The 18,800-nt window shown below is 62.0% G+C and carries 15 protein-coding genes; 5 read left to right on the forward strand and 10 right to left on the reverse strand.

The window, feature by feature from the left end; genetic code table 11:
- Nucleotides 1–11: 11 nt before the first annotated feature.
- From ACNOHI_RS10940 to ACNOHI_RS10965, 6 genes are all read right to left on the reverse strand, one after another.
- Nucleotides 12–623, reverse strand: a complete 612-nt coding sequence (locus ACNOHI_RS10940; protein ID WP_420474709.1) for an A24 family peptidase — start codon at nt 621–623, stop codon at nt 12–14.
- A 67-nt stretch (nt 624–690) separates the two neighbouring features.
- Entirely contained in the window at nt 691–891 is a 201-nt protein-coding gene (locus ACNOHI_RS10945) for a Flp family type IVb pilin (RefSeq protein ID WP_420474710.1), read from the reverse strand.
- 86 nt (nt 892–977) lie between these two features.
- On the reverse strand, nt 978–1,175 hold the full coding sequence (locus ACNOHI_RS10950; RefSeq protein ID WP_420474711.1) for a Flp family type IVb pilin: 198 nt from the start codon (nt 1,173–1,175) through the stop codon (nt 978–980).
- A 249-nt stretch (nt 1,176–1,424) separates the two neighbouring features.
- On the reverse strand, nt 1,425–2,378 hold the full coding sequence (locus ACNOHI_RS10955; RefSeq protein WP_420474712.1) for a helix-turn-helix domain-containing protein: 954 nt from the start codon (nt 2,376–2,378) through the stop codon (nt 1,425–1,427).
- 233 nt (nt 2,379–2,611) lie between these two features.
- Complete coding sequence (locus ACNOHI_RS10960; protein WP_420474713.1) at nt 2,612–3,544, reverse strand: LysR substrate-binding domain-containing protein; 933 nt, start codon at nt 3,542–3,544, stop codon at nt 2,612–2,614.
- A 10-nt stretch (nt 3,545–3,554) separates the two neighbouring features.
- Nucleotides 3,555–4,001, reverse strand: coding sequence for an Lrp/AsnC family transcriptional regulator (locus tag ACNOHI_RS10965; protein WP_420474714.1), 447 nt, complete (start codon nt 3,999–4,001; stop codon nt 3,555–3,557).
- A 132-nt stretch (nt 4,002–4,133) separates the two neighbouring features.
- Here ACNOHI_RS10965 and ACNOHI_RS10970 point away from each other — a divergent pair, with 132 nt between their 5' ends.
- A complete protein-coding gene (locus ACNOHI_RS10970; protein WP_420474715.1) occupies nt 4,134–4,763 on the forward strand; it encodes a LysE family translocator in 630 nt (209 codons plus the stop codon).
- Here ACNOHI_RS10970 and ACNOHI_RS10975 read toward each other — a convergent pair.
- Nucleotides 4,760–5,794, reverse strand: a complete 1,035-nt coding sequence (locus ACNOHI_RS10975) for a GGDEF domain-containing protein (protein ID WP_420474891.1) — start codon at nt 5,792–5,794, stop codon at nt 4,760–4,762. The genes ACNOHI_RS10970 and ACNOHI_RS10975 overlap by 4 nt on opposite strands.
- A gap of 266 nt (nt 5,795–6,060) precedes the next feature.
- The gene (locus tag ACNOHI_RS10980) at nt 6,061–7,872 is read right to left on the reverse strand and encodes a PHA/PHB synthase family protein (RefSeq protein WP_420474716.1); all 1,812 of its coding nucleotides are present in this window, start codon (nt 7,870–7,872) and stop codon (nt 6,061–6,063) included.
- Between the two features lie 202 nt (nt 7,873–8,074).
- On the opposite strand from ACNOHI_RS10980, the gene ACNOHI_RS10985 reads away from it, so the two are divergent.
- Nucleotides 8,075–10,999: an EAL and GGDEF domain-containing protein gene (locus ACNOHI_RS10985; RefSeq protein ID WP_420474717.1), complete on the forward strand. Its 2,925-nt coding sequence runs from the start codon at nt 8,075–8,077 to the stop codon at nt 10,997–10,999.
- On the opposite strand, the gene ACNOHI_RS10990 is transcribed toward ACNOHI_RS10985, so the two are convergent.
- A complete protein-coding gene (locus ACNOHI_RS10990; RefSeq protein WP_420474718.1) occupies nt 10,983–14,342 on the reverse strand; it encodes an EAL domain-containing protein in 3,360 nt (1,119 codons plus the stop codon). The two genes, ACNOHI_RS10985 and ACNOHI_RS10990, sit on opposite strands and share 17 nt — an antisense overlap.
- Before the next feature lie 127 nt (nt 14,343–14,469).
- A complete protein-coding gene (locus tag ACNOHI_RS10995) occupies nt 14,470–16,347 on the reverse strand; it encodes a potassium transporter Kup (protein WP_420474719.1) in 1,878 nt (625 codons plus the stop codon).
- Between the two features lie 235 nt (nt 16,348–16,582).
- On the opposite strand from ACNOHI_RS10995, the gene ACNOHI_RS11000 reads away from it, so the two are divergent.
- From ACNOHI_RS11000 to ACNOHI_RS11010, 3 genes are all read left to right on the forward strand, one after another.
- Nucleotides 16,583–17,827, forward strand: a complete 1,245-nt coding sequence (locus ACNOHI_RS11000; protein WP_420474720.1) for a polyhydroxyalkanoate depolymerase — start codon at nt 16,583–16,585, stop codon at nt 17,825–17,827.
- 90 nt (nt 17,828–17,917) lie between these two features.
- Complete coding sequence (locus tag ACNOHI_RS11005; RefSeq protein WP_420474721.1) at nt 17,918–18,163, forward strand: hypothetical protein; 246 nt, start codon at nt 17,918–17,920, stop codon at nt 18,161–18,163.
- Between the two features lie 84 nt (nt 18,164–18,247).
- Nucleotides 18,248–18,718, forward strand: coding sequence for a host attachment protein (locus ACNOHI_RS11010; RefSeq protein ID WP_420474722.1), 471 nt, complete (start codon nt 18,248–18,250; stop codon nt 18,716–18,718).
- Nucleotides 18,719–18,800: the final 82 nt, after the last annotated feature.

The raw sequence follows: 18,800 nt of genomic DNA on the forward strand, positions 1-18,800 counted from the left end.
CATTCAGTGCGTCAGACCTGGAAGGACGGCAGGATTTGCGCTTGGGACAGGAGACCATTCAGCGAGAGGAATGCGTAGGCAATCACGCCGGCCGCCACCGCTGCCGCAAACGGCAGTCTGCGTTCGGGCGGCGCTTGCAGTGCATCCGTATTCGCTGGCTTGAATCGCGCAGGCGCAAAACGCGCAAATGCGCCCTGCAGCCCGCCGCGCAGCGCGCGCTTGCGCAGCAAGTAGGCCACGCTGATCACGCCGCCTGCAACGAAGGCGAACAGTGCGCCTTCTATCGCACCGGCCGGGCCGAGGAAGGCACCGGCCATGGCCATGAGCTTGACATCGCCGGCGCCCATGGCGCGGACGAGATAGAAGGGCAGGAACGCGGCGAGGCCGATGCCCATGCCCAGCAGGGCGCGGCCGATGCCGACGCCTCCGGGCAGGGTAGAGGCAAATCCATTGCCTTCAGGGAGAAGGACATTCAGCAGCAGTGCGATGAGCGCGCCGGGAAACACAAGTGCGTTCGGGATCCTGCGCGAGCGGTAATCGATGACTGCCGCAATGAGCAGTAGCGTGCTCATGACGGTGAGGACGGCGAATCCTACTAGGAACGGTGTCAGGTAATTCATCATGATCGATCCTGGCTTCAATGATCGGAAGATCGTTTCTGTTTCGGGCGCCGCGGGGCGACCGTTTTGCTCAACAAGGGATGGGGGCAATGGCGCCCGCAGGCAGGCTCGAGAGGGCGACAGCGAGGCCGTTGAAGACGGCGCAGATATCACGGCCCATGTTTCCCGCGCCAATGGCGACGACCAGGGCGATCAGCGCGGCGAGCATGGCGTACTCGGTTGCCGCCGCGCCGTCCTCATCAAGGAAAAACGCCTTCAGGTTGCCGATCATGACCACTCCCTTCGTCTTGTTATGTGCCGCCAGTTATTGCAACCGTGCCCACCCGCACCGGAGTGCGGATGGACTGACGGGCTGGATCAGCAGGCCACCGGCGCAAACGCGCCTGGAGGTACCGTGCCGAGCGCGGTGCCGATGCCGTTGAAGATCGCGCAGATGTTGTTGCCCAGCAGCGTGGCGCCGACAGCGATCACGATCGCAATCAATGCCGCCAGCAGCGCGTATTCGATCGCAACAGCACCTTCTTCATCCATCAGAAAACGTTTAATTGCATTCATCGTTAGCTCCTCGAAAGTTAGTGATAACCACAGCAAGAACTGACGCCTGCTTTCCAAACCCTCCCTGAATTTTTTCGAGGATTTCAAAAGCTGGGACAGTGGATAAAAGATTAACGTTGTCGAATTGCCACGTGAATAGCGCAGTTGTACTAGAGCAGGTTCGTTCTCACTGGAATAAGTTGCGGAAGATCAGCGAGGGCCATGGTTTCCACTGGGTATCTAAGAGGACGGAGCGTGAAAAGCGAGTGCTCAGATATTGCCGATCACGCGAATGAGTTCTGCCTTGCTGTGGACGCCTAACTTGCGATACGCGTTGGCGAGCTGGTTGCGCACGGTGTGAGGCGATACGCCGAAATGGAATGCGATCGCGCTGTGCGTCATGCCGCGCGCGAAGCATTGAACGGCAGAAATTTCCGAGGGCGTGAGCACGGTGACGGCGCGCGCCTTTTGCGCGTGACATACGAGATAGCCCATCTTCTGCGAGGCCTGGAGCTCGATGTATTTGCCGTGATAGCTGCCGGTCGCAAGCAGCGACGCCAATGCCGCGCGGGGAAGAGTGGAGCCGCGCAGGAGGGGCCACTCCTGGTGCAGCAAATCGTTCATCCGCTCGTCGGAGATCTCGATGATGCCGAGAGAATTCACCAATGCAATGGCGCGGTCGGCCCCTTGGGGATCGTTTCGCCACAAGGCGTACTGCATGTTTATCTCGAGGGCGGGGATGGCTTGCCGCCAGTAAGCCTGGAGGACTGCTGCGTCGGAGGAAGTGAAGTCCCGGTCACCGCAGCGAAACAGGATCATCCAGCGCGCCGTACTCTCATTTGCGTCGCAATCTCCGTGAAGCATGAGTTTCCGCACGTCTGCATTTGCGTGCAGCGCGCGGACCATGGGAAGAGGGTGCTGCATCACCGCGTCGGCACTGTTAAGGAGTGCTGGTGCCGCCAGCGAAGAAAAGTACGACGACGAGAGGCTTTGCCCCTGAGCATCGATGCCTTCCTGAAGTGTTGTGATCACGCGCTGTACTACGTGCGCGGGCGCGTCATGCCTGCCTGCGGCCGTTGTGAGGTACCACGCATGGAGCACTGCGCCGTCGCTTTCAACGAGGCCGTGCGCGAGATCCAACAGCTCCTGACGGAACGCGTTCGGCTCCGCGCTTCGCGCAAGCCGGTACAACTGTGCTATTGCCTTGGAAAAACGTTCCAGCATTACCCACCTGTCAAAAAAACGTCGAGTTCTCGATGCAGAAAAATGCGTTTTGTAACAGTTAGTAAATCTTGACTACGGTCATTCGTTTTGACCCAAGACAAGTGTTGACGCAATGCACCAATAAGGACGGGATGACGCGCGGAAACGTGTTCAGTGATGTGACAAGTCGTGGCAGCAAGCGTGCGAAGGGTCAACAAGATGTTGCGGTGTTCTTACAGACGAGGACGAATCCTTCAAGCGATCGTCGACGCTCCGGGCCATTGACCTCTGGAACATAGATCGTGGGATGTCCGCAGGACGAGGCGCTTTACAGCGGCAGCCGCGTTGGTGAGAGGAATATTTCTGGAGGAGCAGAGCGCGATCGTTCGAGAGATGTCCGCTCCGCTGATGGCATACGCCTTCATCTGGCCGAGATTGATCTCGGGCAGCACAGGCGCAACCGGCAGGATTGTCGCCCCGAGGTCTGCCATGATGGCGGACCGAAGGATCGCCACGGAGTTGATGTCAATGACGTGCGGGATGCTTAACCCCGCTGCGCGCACGATGCCCTCGATTCTCGGCCGGACCCCGTGCTGCAGGCCGGGAAGGATCAAGGGAGCCTGCGTTGCCTTCGCCAGTGAGATGGTTTTGCCTTTCGGTGCAAACTGCGAATCTGCACGTGTGATGAACATCATCTGTTCTTCCACCAGCGGTGTGGTCGAGAACGCGCCGAGCTGCCCGTCGTCGAACAGCACGGCGAGATTGATACGTCCGGATTTCAACTGCTCGATCAGGCTCCCGGAAAGCTCTTCCGTCAACTGCAGCGAAATCTCCGGATAGTGTTCCCGCACCGCCGTCAGCAAGGGCAGGGCCAGCGCGCTCGACACGCTCTGCGGCACGCCGAGGGCGACAGTGCCCGAGGGCTTGTCGTTGGATTGCGCAACCGCCCACTTCGCATCCCCGACCTGCTTCAGGATCGCTTGCGCATGTTCGTAAAAGATCTTCCCCGCATCCGTCGACATGACACCCTGCGCCGAGCGGTGCAGCAATTGCGCACCCAGTTCCTCTTCCAGCTGGCGGATCTGCTGCGTCAATGCCGGCTGGGCAATGTGCAGCACCCGCGCCGCACGCGAGAGCGAGCCGTGGTCGACGATGGCAACGAAGTAGCGGAGTTGGCGCAGTTCCATGGGATCGATTCTAGCCGACCGGCTTGATGCCCTTGTGTTCAATATAGGAAGACAGGATCAGCGACGTCGACGTCACGCCGCAACGCGTGAGTTCGACAATGACCTTTTCCAGCTCGGTCACCGACGAGGCGACGACTTTGACGATGCTGCAGTCGTCTCCCGTGATCGAATGGCATTCGACGATTTGCGGCACCTGTGCGGCGACCACTTCCACCGGCGTTTCATGGCTGCGCTTGGATACGCGGATGAAGGCCGTGATGCCGTAGCCCAGCGCCGCCGGGTTCACCTTCGCGTGGTAGCCGGTGATCACGCCGGCCGCTTCCATGCGACGCACGCGTTCGGCCACCGCAGGCTGGCTCATGTGGATACGGCGTCCGATTTCCGCCAGCGTCGTGCGGGCGTCCGCCTGCAGAATCTCCAGGATCCGGGCGTCCATCGCGTCGAATTCGATTTTCATGGAAAAATCCCTGAATTTTGATGAAAGTGAAAGTGCAAGGAATATTTTGCCTTGGATTATCCATTCAAAAGGCGTTTTATGCCGCATACACTGTTTTCACCGATAAACGGCCAAAAACAAGCGGAGAACATCATGAGCCTCGACACCTATTTCATCTTCCTGGTGACCACTGCAGTGGTCTGCCTCACCCCCGGCCCGGCAGCCTTGCTGATCGTGGCACAGGGTATCTCGAACGGTTTCCGCCGTTCGTGGTGGGCAATTGCGGGGATTGCGGTGGCCAATGCGATTTACTTCGCCCTGTCCGCGACCGGCGTGGCGGCGCTCATCGTGGCCAGCGGCACGCTGTTCTCGATCATCAAGTGGGTGGGGGTGGCTTACCTGTTCTACTTGGGGATTTCAGCGATCCGCAGCAAGGCGAGCGCGCTGACGGTGACTAGTGATCCCGGCGAAGCGGTCAAGGGCCTGCGTGCCTTCTGGCAGGCCATCGTGGTGGAACTGTCGAACCCGAAGGCCTTGCTGTACTTTGTCGCGCTGCTGCCGCAGTTCATCGACCCGGACAAGCCGGTCGGCATGCAGATGCTGGTTTTCGGCGTGACGACGGTGGCGCTCGATGCCGCTGCTTACAGCATCTACGCGTGGCTGGGCAGCAAGACGCAGCGCTTTACGGCGAACGAACGCTTTGTGAAGACGAGCAATCGTACTGCCGGCGGTTTGCTGATGGTGGCCGGGGCGATGATGGCAACAGTGAAGCGCGCAATCTAGAAGAATTCAACGGTGTCGTTCGACACCTCGGAATGCAGTTCGCCGCTCTGGACCAGTTCATCGTAGTAGCACACGCGGTTGCGGCCGTTGGCCTTGGCGTAGTACAGCGCCTGGTCGGCGTGCCCGAGGATCATCACCGGCGATTCGGTGGAAATGCTGGCAAAGCCGAGGCTGACCGTCACGCGGCCGACCTGGGGGAATTCATGCCTTTCGACGTTGGTGCGGAAGCGTTCGAAGATCTTGCGTGTGTCTTCCAGTGTCGTCGACCGGAGCAGCACGACAAATTCTTCGCCGCCGAAACGGAATACGCGGTCTTGCGCGCGGAAGGACGAACGCAGCAGGTTCGCGACCAGGATCAGCACTTCGTCGCCGTACAGGTGGCCGAACTGGTCGTTGACCTTCTTGAAATGATCGATATCCACGACGGCCAGCCAGTGACCGACGTTGCCGTGCGCATGGCGGCGCTCGACCTGGTCTTGCAGGTGCCCTTCCGGAACGACGGTGGACAGCAGGCGGGAAAATTTTTCGTCGAAGGTCTTGCGGTTGAGCAGGCCGGTGAGCGAATCGCGCTCGCTGTAGTCGAGGATGTTCTGGTAGTTGCGATAGACGCTGAGGATCCCTTCCATCATGTGCAGCGTATTGCTGTTGTATGGTGTGGGATTGGTGACTTCCAGACAACTGCTGACCTTGTCGTTCAGCCAGACGGGCAGCCAGAGTACGCGATCCCCGGACGCGGTGACTTCTTCGACACAGGGCTTGCGCTGCTTGATGCTGTCGACGAGGCCGGGGTATTTGTTGAGCGATTCGCCGTTGCTTTCCGCGGCGAGGTTTTCCTCGACCGATACCACTTTGCCATCCTTGATCCAGACGCGCGGACGCACGAACAGCTCATCACGGTAGCGGAACAGCTCGTGCACGCGGACCTGCTGCGCACCGACCAGCTCGTGCAGCGCCGTCACCACCGAGCTGTCGAGCAGCGTGTGGTCGCGCTGGCAGGTAATGTCCACCAGGTGCTTGAGCAGAGCTTCCATCATCAGAATCCTGGTCGGTTCCCTGCAGTGATGCAGACCAGGCGCAACCGGGCGTGTGTGCGAAATGGTGTCGGCATGAAAGCGGGCGTGTTTGAAATCTCAGTGCTTGGCGAAGACGCGATACCCAATGCTGCGCTGCACACTGCGCGCAGCGGGACTGTCCCCGATTGTAATTATTGTGAGTGCAGCGTCGCGCCTATTCTATCCCGAATCGCATGCTGTGTTGAGCCATGTCGCATTTATGTCATGGAAAGAATCCGTCGTCTTCAACGCTCCAGCACATACTGCCCGGGCGCCGGCTCGAGCGCGGGATAGCCCTTCTTCGCCGCACCCATCGGCGGAGGCGCCGTCATGCCGCTGTCGTGCTCCGCCAGCCAGTTTTCCCACTCCGGCCACCATGATCCTTCCGTGCTCGGATTGGAGACATACCAGTGGTCGGGGTCCATGTAGTTCGTGCCCGACTTTCTGTGCGCCACGCGGTAATGGCGTCCTTTGTGACCGGGTTCGCTGACGATGCCGGCATTATGGCCGCCGTTTGTCAGAAGGAAGGTAACGTCGGGGTCGGCGGTCAGGTTGATCTTGTAGACGGATTTCCATGGCGCGACGTGGTCGGTCTCGGTGGCGACCGCGAAGATCGGCGTGCGGATGTCGCCCAGCGAGATCGGCCGCCCGTTCAGCTTGTAGCGGCCGGCGAACAGGTCGTTCTTGAGGAACAGGCGGTGCAAATACTCGCTGTGCATGCGGTAGGGCATGCGCGTGGCATCGGTGTTCCATGCCATCAGGTCGGTGTACGCCTGGCGGCCGCCGAGCAGGTATTCCTGCACGATCAGCGACCAGACGAGGTCGTGCGAGCGCAACAGCTGGAACGCGCCGGCCATCTGGCGATTGTCCAGGAATCCCTGGTTCCACATGATGTCTTCCAGGTAGTTCAGCTGGCTGTCGTCGATGAACAGGGTCAGTTCGCCGGCTTCGGTGAAATCGGTTTGCGCCGCCAGCAGCGTCATGGAATTGACGCGTTCGTCTTCCACCTGGGCGAGATACGCCGCGGCCATGGACAGCAGCGTGCCGCCGAGGCAATAGCCGACCGTATTGATTTTCTGATCAGGCACGATGGCATGCACCGCGTTGAGCGCTTCGAGCACGCCAAGCCGCAGGTAGGCTTCCATGTCGAGGTCGCGGTCCTGCTCCGTCGGGTTGTGCCAGGAAATCATGAACACCGTGTGTCCGCGGCTGACCAGGTATTTCACCAGCGAGTTGTGCGGCGAGAGGTCGAGGATGTAGTACTTCATGATCCATGCCGGCACGATGAGGATGGGTTCGGCGTGTACCTGTTCCGTTGCCGGTGCGTACTGGATGAGTTCGATCAGGCGGTTGCGGTAGACGACCTGGCCTGGCGTGACCGCTACCTGCACGCCGACCTGGAAATCGTCGGTGCCGAGAGGCGGTTTTCCTGCGATGTGGCGTTCCCAGTCCTCGACGAGGTTCATCGCCCCGCGCAGCAGGTTCATGCCGTTCTCGCGCACGGTCGCATCGAGCACTTCCGGATTGGTCGCGATGTAATTGACCGGCGACATCATGTCGAGCAGCTGGCGCGCGACGAAAGACACGACCTGCTCGTGGTGCGGCGACACGCCGCCGATGCCTGTCGTGATGTTGTGCCACCACTGCTGGTTGAGCAGGAAGGCCTGGTGGATCAGGTTGAAGGGCCAGTGCTGCCAGCCCTCGCTGCGGAAACGGCGGTCCTGCGGCAAGGGCTTGATACACGGCTCGCAATTGCGGTCGGTGCATGCGCGCGCCGCGTAGATGCTGAAGCGCGCGCTCTTGCGCACGGCTTTCTCGGCGACGCGCTGCCATTTGCCGGGAGACTCAGCCAGGTGCAGGGCCCAGTCGATGTAGGCCAGCGCCAGGCTGGCGGGAGAAATGCTTCCGGTGACGCGTCCCATGGCCGCGTGGATCAGCCGGTCGATCGTGGCCGGCGGTTCCACGTCCGTGACGGCCCAGGAAGGCGGCGGAAGATGTTCCGCCTTGCCGCGTGCCGCCTTTGCTGACGGTTCCAGTGTCGATCGGGGCCTGTCCATCGCATCCTCCCTGTGTTCGCTTCTCCCATAGTAGGAACGCGGGTCGAAATATTGTTTGATATGCATCAAACGTGCCCGAGCGGACGCCCCTTGGTGAGTCGCCAATGCAACCGGCTTGCGTTTTTTCGACTGAACCCTTTCCGCGAGAAACCCGGTCCTTGTTCCGGTGTCTGATCCGGGACCGTTTATCCCCGGATCATTGATGAATTCACTGTTCCAAGAGGCAAGTCAGGCCGAGCACCTGTATCGGCAGATCATCGACAATGCGCTCGATGCCTTTATTGCGATCGATCGCAACAGCATCATCCTCGAATGGAGCCAGCAGGCCGAGGAGACGTTCGGCTGGGCGCGGGACGAGGTCATTGGCAAGCCGATTACCGAGACGGTCATCCCGGAGCGCTTCCGGCTGAAGCATCTCGCCGGCCTGCGGCGCTACCTGCAGACGGGCGCCGGCACGATCATCAATGCGCGCGTCGAAATGCCGGCCCGATGCAAGAACGGCGACGAGATTCCGGTCGAACTGACGGTCAGACCGCTCGTCACCGGGGACAGGACGGTTTTCTTCGCGTCGATGCGCGACATCTCGCAACGCAAGAGCCTCGAGGATGCACTGCATCGCCAGGTCAACATCACGACCTCCATTCTCAACAGCATGGCCGGCGCCGTCGCCGTCGCGGATCTGTCGGAGCGCCTCATCATGGTCAACCCCGCAGGCCAGCAGCTGCTAAACCTGCGCCCGATGGATGCGGAAAAAGGACCGTTTATCCAGAGCTATAACCTGGTGCGGCCGGACGGCATCACGCATTACCCGGCGGATGAACGCCCCACCGTGCGCGCGCTGCGCGGGGAGCATGTGGACGGCATGGTTGCCATGGTGCGTCACGAGCATCTCCGGGACGGCGTGTGGGTCAGCGTCAATGCCCGCCCCCTGTTCAATAGCCACGGCGTGCTGGTCGGTGCAGTGGCGGTGTTCCATGACATTACCGAATTGCGGCGGCGGGAAGAGGCGCTGGCAAGCCAGGCCAGCCAGTTGCAGGAACAGGCGAGCCTGCTCGACCTCGCGCGCGACGCCATCTTTGCGCGCACGACGGACGACATCATCACCTACTGGAACCTCAGCGCCGAGAAGCTGTACGGCTATTCCCGGAGCGAGGCGACCGGGCAGAACTGTCATGCCTTGCTGCAGACACGCTTTCCGGTGCCGCTGGAGGAGATCGTCGCCATCCTGCACAAGCATCATCACTGGGAAGGCGAACTGGTCCAGCGCACGCGTGACGGACGGGAAGTCATCGTGTTCAGCAAATGGGCGCTCGAGCTGCAGGAGGGACGGCCGGCACGCTTCCTGGAAACCAACACTGACATTACGCATGAAGTCGAGACGCGACGCGCGCTGCGGCAGTCGCAGGAAGATTTCCGGCTGCTCGTCGAAGCGTCAACCGACCACGCCATCATGATGCTCGATGCCAATGGCGTGATCCTCAGCTGGAACAGCGGCGCCGAGCGCATCCTGGGAATGACGCCGGAGCAGGCGATCGGGCAGCCGGTATCGAACATCTTCACCGCCGAGGACCGCGGCACCGGCGAGCCACTGCGCGCGCTGGAGGAAGCACGGGCGACGGGACGGGCGGAAGACGACCGCTGGCACATGCGCCAGGACGGCACGCGCTTCTGGGCCACCGGCGTGGTGACGCCGCTGTGGAACACCGACGGCAGCCTGCGCGGCTACGTGAAGATCATGCGCGATCAGACCGAGAAACGGCTCGCGGAGGAGCAGACGCGGTTCCTTGCCAACCACGACGGCTTGACCGGGCTGCCCAACCGGATCAACTTCAGCAATGAGCTGCATCAGTCGCTTGCGCTGTCCCATCGCAACAACTTGCCGCTGGCGCTGCTGTTGCTCGACCTGGACCGCTTCAAGCACGTCAACGATACCTTCGGCCATCACACTGGCGACCTGCTGCTCAAGGAAGTGGCACTGCGCATCGTCTCCTCGATTCGCGAGACCGATTTCGTCGCCCGGCTCGGCGGCGACGAGTTCGTCATCATCCAGACCGACGTGTCGCAGCCGGAGGCGTCGGAGACGCTGGCCCGCAAGCTGGTGCTGGAGCTGGGCCGTCCGTACCAGCTCGATGCGCAGGAAATCATCAGCGGCACCAGCATCGGCGTATGCATCTATCCCAGGGACGGGCGCAACTCTGTCGAACTGCTCAAGCGCGCCGACCTTGCCCTGTACCGCGCCAAGAACTCGGGCCGCCACAACTACCAGTTCTATACCTCCGACCTGTACATCGAGCAGGCATGGAAGCGCGACCGGGAAACAGCCCTGCGCAGCGCACTGAAGAACCACCAGTTCGAACTGTATTACCAGCCGCAGGTGGACCTGGAAAGCTGGCGGATTTCCAGCGTCGAAGCGTTATTGCGGTGGAATGCGGCGGAGATGGAAACCGTGTTGCCGAACGAATTCCTCGACATCGTCGAGCAGACCGGGATGATCGTCGAAATCGGCGAGTGGGCGCTGCGCGAGGCGGCCCACCAGCTCAGGCGCTGGCAGGCGCAGGGCATGGACGACCTGCGGCTGGCGGTCAATTGCTCCGCCCGCCAGTTCAACGATCCGAAATTCGTCGCGGCGATCCCGGGCATCCTGCGCGACGCCGGGATCAGCGCCCATTCGCTGGAGCTGGAGGTGCCCGAATCCATGCTTGCGCGTCATCCCGAGATCAAGGAGCAGCTGTCGGACCTGCGCGCGCAGGGCATACGCCTGACCATCGACAACTTCGGCACGGGGGCAACGGCGCTGATCGACCTGAAGGAATTCGAGATCGATGTGCTCAAGATCGACAAGGCGTTCGTGCAGCATCTGCCGCACCGGCGGGAAGACTCGGCCATCACCTCGGCCATCATCAACCTGGCGCACAACCTCGGCGTGCGGGTGGTGGCGGGCGGCGTCGAAACCGCGGAGCAGCTGGCCTACCTGAAGGCGCGCGACTGCACCAGTGCCCAGGGGTTCATCTTCAGCCCGCCCGTGCCGGCGCAGAAATTCGAGGAGTTGATGCTCAACGGAACCTGGTCGCGCTTGAACCGCATGCCGTCCATGGACGATACGGTCGCCTTCAACGGATTACATTGAAATCGTCCGCAACGAACGCCGCGAGATCGTCGGCCGGCACCGGCCTGCTGACCAGGTAGCCTTGCGCCTGGTCGCATCCGTGCGCCTGCAGGAAATCGAGCTGGCCACGCGTTTCCACGCCCTCGGCGATGACGGTCAGCTGCAAGGCGTGGCCGAGCTGGATGATGGCCTTGACGATCGCGGCGCCCTCTGCCGCGCCAGGCACGTCGCGCACGAAGGACTGGTCGATCTTGAGCTTGTCCACCGCGAGGCGCTTCAGGTACGCGAGGCTGGAGTAGCCGGTGCCGAAGTCGTCGATCGACAACTGCACGCCGATCTTCTTGAGTTGATGCAAGGTCTCCATGACGGTCGCGGTGTCATGCAGCAGCAGTGATTCCGTCAGTTCGAGTTCCAGCAGTTCCGGGCGCAGGCCGGATTGCGTGAGCGCGGCTTGCACCGTGTCGAGGATGTCGCCGCGCTTGAACTGCTGCGCCGACAGGTTGACCGCCACCGGCAGGGCCGGCATGCCTGCCTTCTGCCAGGCAACCACCTGTCGGCAGGCTTCGTTCAACACCCATTCGCCGATCGGCACGATCAGGCCGCTCTCCTCCGCCAGCGCAATGAAGCGTCCCGGCGGAATCAGTCCCTCGTCGCCGCGCTGCCAGCGCACCAGCGCCTCGACGCCGACAATGGCGCCTGACGCAATGTCGATCTGGGGCTGGTAGTGCAGGACGAATTCGCTGTTCTTCACCGCCTTGCGCAGGTTGCCGTGCAACTCCATGCGGGCCAGCGCGTTGACATTCATCGAGGCGGCAAAGAAGTGGTAAGTATCCCGGCCGTTGTCCTTGGCATGGTAAAGCGCCGTATTGGCATTCTTGAGCAGGGTATCGAAATCGCGTCCGTCGTCCGGATAAAGGCCGATGCCGATGCTGAAACTGGTGTTGACCGTGTGGGCGCCGGCTTCGAACGGTTCCGCCACGGCGTCCAGGATGGATTGTGCCGTGCGGCTGGCGACGCTCGAATCGTGCACGCCATTGAGCAGGATGACGAATTCGTCGCCGCCCTGGCGGCAGATGGTGTCGCTGTCGCCGATGCAGCGCTGCAAGCGTTCCACGATGGCCAGCAACAGCTTGTCGCCCGTCTCGTGGCCCAGCCCGTCATTGACCTGCTTGAAATTGTCCAGGTCGAGGACCATCATCGCCACGCCCGGCTGTTCTCGTCCCGAGGCAGCGATGGCGCGGTCGAAGCGGTCGCGCAGCAGCACGCGATTGGGCAGGTGGGTGAGCGGATCGTGGTGCGCGAGGAAGGCCAGCTTTTCTTCGGCCACGACACGTTGCGTGCGGCTGCGCAGGGTTTCGATGCCGAATGCGAGGTCCGTTGCCAGCTCGTAGAGCAGCCGCACTTCGTCCTGCCCGAAGGAATCCGGATCGGGGGAGTAGATCGATAGCGCGCCGAAGGTGCGTCCGGTGCTGATCAGCGGCAGGGCGATGCAGGATAAATAGCCGCGCACCTTGGCCGCTTCGCGCCAGGGGCCGGTGGACGGATGGTTCATGAAATCCTGGACGATCTGCACACGCGATTCGCGGATGGCCGTGCCGGTAGGGCCGCGGCCGTATTCCGTATCGCCACTCCAGGAGAGCCGGACGCTTTCCAGGTAGCCTTCGTTGAAACCGGACTGGCTCACGGGCTTCACCGTCTTCGCTTCGTCGTTCTCCGCGTAGCCGACCCAGGCCATGCGGTATCCGCCGCGGAACACCACCAGGCGGCAGATTTCATCGAGGAGGTTTTGCTCGCGTTCCGCATGCACGAGCGTCATGTTGCAGTCGCTCAGCATGCGCAGCGCGCGGTTGAGTTTCTTCTGGTTCTGCTCCGCACGCTTGCGCTCCGTCACGTCGCGCGCAAACACCAGTGCGCCGTCCTCGTCCTGGTAGCGGAACGGCACGGCCGAGACCTCGACGTCCACCGGCCTGCCGTCCATGCGCAGGAATTGCAGGTACTCCGGAGAGACGCTCACCTTGTCGGAACGAATGTCACGGATGTGCTTCCCGACGGATTCGCGGAAATCCTCGTGGATGCGCTCAAGGACCGGCATGCCCAGCAACTGCCTGCGCGATTGCGCGCCAAACAGCCGCCTGGCGGCACCGTTGAGGTAGGAGAAGCGGCCGTCCATCTGCACGATGATCGCGTCGGGCGCACTCTCGACCAGCTTGCGCAGCCGGTATTCGCTGTCCTTGAGTGCCTGCTCGTACCGGTGGCGGTCTTCCACGAGCAGGTTGAAGCTGCTGATCAGGTGTCCGACCTCGTCATTACGCTCGACCGGAATCGGCGCCAGCGCGGCCTGCCCGCCCACCATCGCGCGCATCGCCGTGCCCGCCTTGTCGAGCGGCGAGAGCATGCGCCGCGCCAGCCATTGCATGGCGAAGATGGCGACCAGCGTCATGAGCGCCGCGGCGACATACAGGGAGTTGCGCATGGTTTCCAGCGGGCCGAAGGCGACATGGGTCGGCAGCGCCAGCATGACAATCCAGTTCGATAGCGCGACGCGCTTGGCCGAATAGAGATGGGGCAGGCCGGCCGCGCTGACGCTGATGCCCGAACCTTCGAAACCGTCATTGAAGCGATCCAGCATCGGATTGCGACCGCGTTCCGGCATGGGTGACATCGCGCGTGCGCTGTCGGTGGCGGCGATCAACAGCCTGTCGTGCGGCGAAAGGACGAAGATTTCACCCTTGCCGGCCATTTCCGGGCGGGAGACGATCCCGAGGAAATTCGGCGCGGTGAGGTCGGTGATGCCCGTCATGACCGCACGCAGCTTGCCGCTGCCGTCGACGATGGGGACCGAAATCGTCAGCACCGGGCGCTTGAGCACGCGGCCGATGATCGGCTTGTCGATATACGGCTTGCCGGTCTCGACCACTTTGCTGAAGTAGGCGCGGTCGCCGAAGTAGGTGCCGCGCCGGCCCGGCGTCTCCGGAAAGTCGGCAATTGCCCGTCCGTCCATGCCGATGATGGCGATGCCACCCGAGAACATCAGGTGCAGCGCGGGGAAGCGTTCGAGGAAAGCGTCGAGCGACGCAGTGCTCAGGTCCGCCGGCGCACCGGCCGCGACCTTCGCCAGGCTTTCGACGCGTTCTTCCAACTTGGTTTCGATCTGTGCCGCGATCTGGCGGGTTGCCGCGAACTGCTGGTCCGACAGCACTTTCTCGAACTGCGTTTCGAGTACCGTCACCGAGACCGTCGCCATGACCCAGAGGAAGGCGGCGAACAGGCCGACGGTCAGCGCAATCAGCTTGAGCTTCAGGGCTTTCGGGCGCTCCCTGTCAAGCAGGGAGGACAGGAAGGCGGTGACGTGTTGTGGGCGCATGGATTGAATCGAACGAAGCGATGGTTCGATACCTGCGGCACACACAGGCGTGGAGCAGGAATAACCCTAAGTATACTAGGTGTTTTCGACTTGGAAATATTTTCCAATCGTCAACTTCACCTCCTGCTCAAATTTCTACCTGGGTTCCCAGCTCGATGACACGGTTGGTCGGCACGCGATAGTAGTCGGCCGCGTCGCGCGCGTTGCGCGACATGGTAGCGAACAGCGATTCGCGCCACAGTGCCATGCCGCTGCCGACCTTGGGGATGACCGTCTGGCGGGCGATAAAGTAGGACGTGCTCATCATGTCCATGTCGAGGCCGGCATCCTTGCACAGGTCGAGCGCGGCCGGGATGTCGCGGTCGTCCTTGAAGCCGTAGTGGATATTGACCTGGTAGCACTGGTGTCCCAGCGGCGTCACCTTGACCCGCTCTTCTTCCGGCACCATCGGGATGTCGGCGTTGTACACGGTCAGGAACACCGTGCGCTCGTGCAGCACCTTGTTGTGCAGCAGGTTATGCAGCATGGCGTGCGGCACACCGTCGCCCTCGGCGCGGAAGAACACGGCCGTGCCCTCGACCCGCGCCGGCGGGCTGATGAAGAGCGACTGCAGGAAGTCTTCCAGCGGCACCAGGTGCCTGCGCAGGTTTTCGTAGACGAGGAAGCGGCCGTCGCGCCAGGTCAGCATGAGCAGCATCAGGATCGCGGCCAGCACCAGCGGGAACCAGCCGCCGTGCAGGATCTTCAGCGTGTTGGCGGAGAACAGCACGATGTCGATGGTCAGGAAAAAGCCGGTGGCCGCGAAGCACAGGAACAGGTTGTAGCGCCAGCGATAGCGGATCACGAAGAAGGTGAGGATGGTGGTCATCAGCATCGTCGTCGTCGCCGCGATGCCGTAGGCCGACGCCAGGTTGGACGAGGAGCCGAAGCCGATTACCGCCAGCAGCACCACGGCCAGCTGCAGCCAGTTGATGAGCGGGATATAGATCTGGCCCATTTCCCGGTCGGACGTGTGCATCACGCGCATGCGCGGCAGGAAGCCGAGTGCAATGGCCTGTTGGGCGATCGAGAAGGTGCCGGAGATGGTGGCTTGCGACGCGATCACGGTTGCCATGGTCGAGAGCACGACCAGGGGATAGATGCTCCACGGCCCGAGCTGCTGGTAGAACGGGTTCGACACGGCTTCGGGATTACTCATCAGGAGCGCGCCCTGGCCGAGGTAATTGAGCATCAGCGCCGGAAATACGACCGCGAACCAGGCCAGGCGCACCGCGCGCTTGCCGAAGTGGCCCATGTCGGCATAGAGCGCCTCCGCGCCGGTGACCGCGAGCACGATCGCGCCCAGCGCCACGAACGCCAGCCAGCCGTTCTGCAGCAGGAAGCGGAAGGCGTGGACGGGATTGAGCGCGGAGAGGATGGCCGGATTTTCCGCAATGTTGACAATCCCCATCACCGCCAGCGCCGAGAACCACACCACCACGATCGGTCCGAACCATTTCCCGATGCCGCCCGTGCCCTTGCTCTGCAAGGTGTACAGGGCGACCAGCACGACCACGGTCAGCGGCACGACATAGGGCGTAAAGGCGGGGGTGGCGACTTCAAGGCCTTCGATGGCGGACAGGACCGAGATGGCCGGGGTAATCACGCCGTCGCCAAAAAACATGGCCGTGCCGAGCAGGCCGACAAACACCAGCGGCTGGAACCAGGGTGACTTGGTGCCGACGGACGACAGGGCCAGTGCGACCAGCGCCATGACGCCGCCCTCGTTGCGGTTGTCCGCGCGCAGGACCAGGGTCACGTATTTCAGGGAAACGATGAGGATCAGCGCCCAGACGATGAGCGACGTGATGCCGAACAGATTGCCTTCGTTGAGCGGTAATCCGTGGTCCGGCGAGAAGACTTCCTTCATCGTATACAGCGGACTGGTCCCGATGTCGCCATAGACGACGCCGATGGCGGCAAGGGTGAGGGCGGCAAGACTGCTCTTGTGGTGCTCTGACGCCAAAGCGGCCTCCTGTCGATGCTGCAGTGCAAAAGCGGAATTCTAGCGTATTTGCATCCCGCCAAGACGCCCGGAAGCGGGGCGTCTGCCTTGGCGCAAGGCGGCGCAGGACTCCTTGTGCCGCTTCTTTGATGTAGATCCTTGTTGCGCTTGTGTAAAACCCGTCAACATCTGCGCATTGTTTCCGGCCGGAATTCCATTCGGCACCCGAATCAACTTCCAGTGGACAGGACAGCACATGCTTTACCAGATTCACGAAAACAACAAGATGTGGATGGCGCCCTTCGTCAATGCCGCGCACTTGTCTTACGTCTTCCTCACCAATCCCGCCTCGCCGTTTGCCTACACGCCTTACTCCCAGCGCCTGGCAGCGGGATTCGAGCTGCTTTACCGGCTGGGCAAGGAATACGAAAAGCCCAGGTTCGAGATCGGCTCGACCATGGTCGGCGACGTCGCCGTGCCTGTCGTGAAGGAAACCGTGGCCGACAAGCCGTTCTGCCACCTGCTCAATTTCAGGAAGGAATTCGGCGCCGCCAAGGTACGCCAGCCCAAGGTCCTGCTCCTTGCCCCGCTGTCCGGCCACCATGCCACGCTGCTGCGCGACACGGTCATCACCCTGCTGCCCGAGCACGACGTCTACATCACGGACTGGATCGACGCCAGGCTGGTGCCCCTGTCCAAGGGCGAATTCCATTTGCACGACTACGTCTACTACCTGCAGGACTTCATGCGCCAGCTCGGGCCCGACCTGCATGTGATCGCGGTCTGCCAGCCCTCCGTTCCGCTGCTGGCCGCCGTGGCGCTGATGTCGACGGCAAAGGATCCGCTGGTGCCGCGCACCATGACCATGATGGGCGGTCCCATCGACACCCGCAAGTCGCCGACCATCGTCGACCAGCTGGCCACCGAGCGCGACCTGGACTGGTTCGAGAACACCGTGATCCACAAGGTCCCGCCCAACTACCCCGGCGCGGGCCGGCGCGTCTATCCGGGATTCCTGCAGCATTTCAGCTTTGTCGCCATGAACGCGGCACGCCATGCGAAGAGCTACCAGGAATTCTACGAGCACCTCGCGCGGAACGGCGCCGACAAGGTGACCGAGCATCATCGCCGCTTCTACGACGAATACAACGCCGTGCTCGACATCCCCGCCGAGTTCTATCTCGAGACGGTGAAAACGGTATTCCAGGAGTCGAGCCTGGCAACTGGCAAGTGGGAAATCGAAGGCAAGGCGGTGCGGCCCGAAGACATCAAGCGCGTGGCCCTGCTGACCATTGAAGGCGAATGGGATGACATTACCGGCCGCGGACAGACCCGGGCGGCGCATACCCTGTGCACCGGCATCCCGCACACGATGAAGGAACACTACACCGCACCCGCCGTCGGGCATTACGGCATCTTCTCCGGACGACGCTGGCATGAACGCGTCTGTCCCAAGATCGCGGACTTCATCAGGGCCAACGCCGGTCCGGGCAAGGCTTGAGCGCGGCAGGGCGAGACAGGGATCGCCAGCAAGGCTATCCTAGAGCAACCACGCCCTCTGCGGCCAACAGCCTGTCCTGAATGCGGAAGAATGCCAACCGAATACATCGGGGAATACCTCGTCGAATACAGCGGTGAGCCATTGCGTTACGGCAAAGGCTGGGGCGCGCATGTTGCCATTTACGATGTGACGCGCAACCCGGCCTTCCGCGCGAGTCTGTTCCCCAAGCAGCGCGTGTGCGTGGAGACGGAATTCCTTACCGAGGAGGCCGCCGCCGAGCGGGCGCGCGAAGTTGCCGTCATGAAGATCGGACGTTCTTCCGCGAAGACCCGCTGACGCGGAATGCCGGCATCGCAATCGTGGAACGATTCTGCCGTCATGCGCATCGAAGTTGCTTACCAAGGCAACAACGGGGATGACATGAACACCACTTGGATCGTTTCAGCCAATGCCAGCCGGGCAAGGTTCTTTTCCCAGGAGCAGTCCTCCGACCAGCTGGAAGAAATCAACGACATGATCAACGACGCGGGCCGCCAGCGCATGGCAGAGACCACCGAGTCGGACAAGCGCGGCCCGACCGCCGGCACGAAGAGCGCGCACAACACCGGCGGCCAGGTGCCGAACAAGCTGTACGAACCGCCGACTACGCCGGACGTGCATGAAGCCGAGCTGTTCGCGCGCGATATCGCCGGTTTTCTCCAGCAGGCCCACCAGGAAGGCCGCTTCCAGGAATTGACGCTGGTCGTGTCGCCGCAGTTTCTCGGCATGCTGCGCAAGCTGCTGGCGCCGGAACTGGAATCCGTCGTGAAGCTGGAGATCAACAAGGACTACACGCAGTTCAGCCCTGCGCAGCTGCGCGACCAGGTCCTCGCGCATATGGGGAAAGGCTAGGTAGCCACGTGCCGTGCCCGAACTATCGGCGCGCTCCGGCACAACATGCAGCAGGTCGACGGACATAGGGATTCGCGTGGAT

This window comes from Noviherbaspirillum sp. ST9, assembly GCF_048799745.1.
Classification (GTDB): Bacteria; Pseudomonadota; Gammaproteobacteria; order Burkholderiales; family Burkholderiaceae_D; genus Noviherbaspirillum.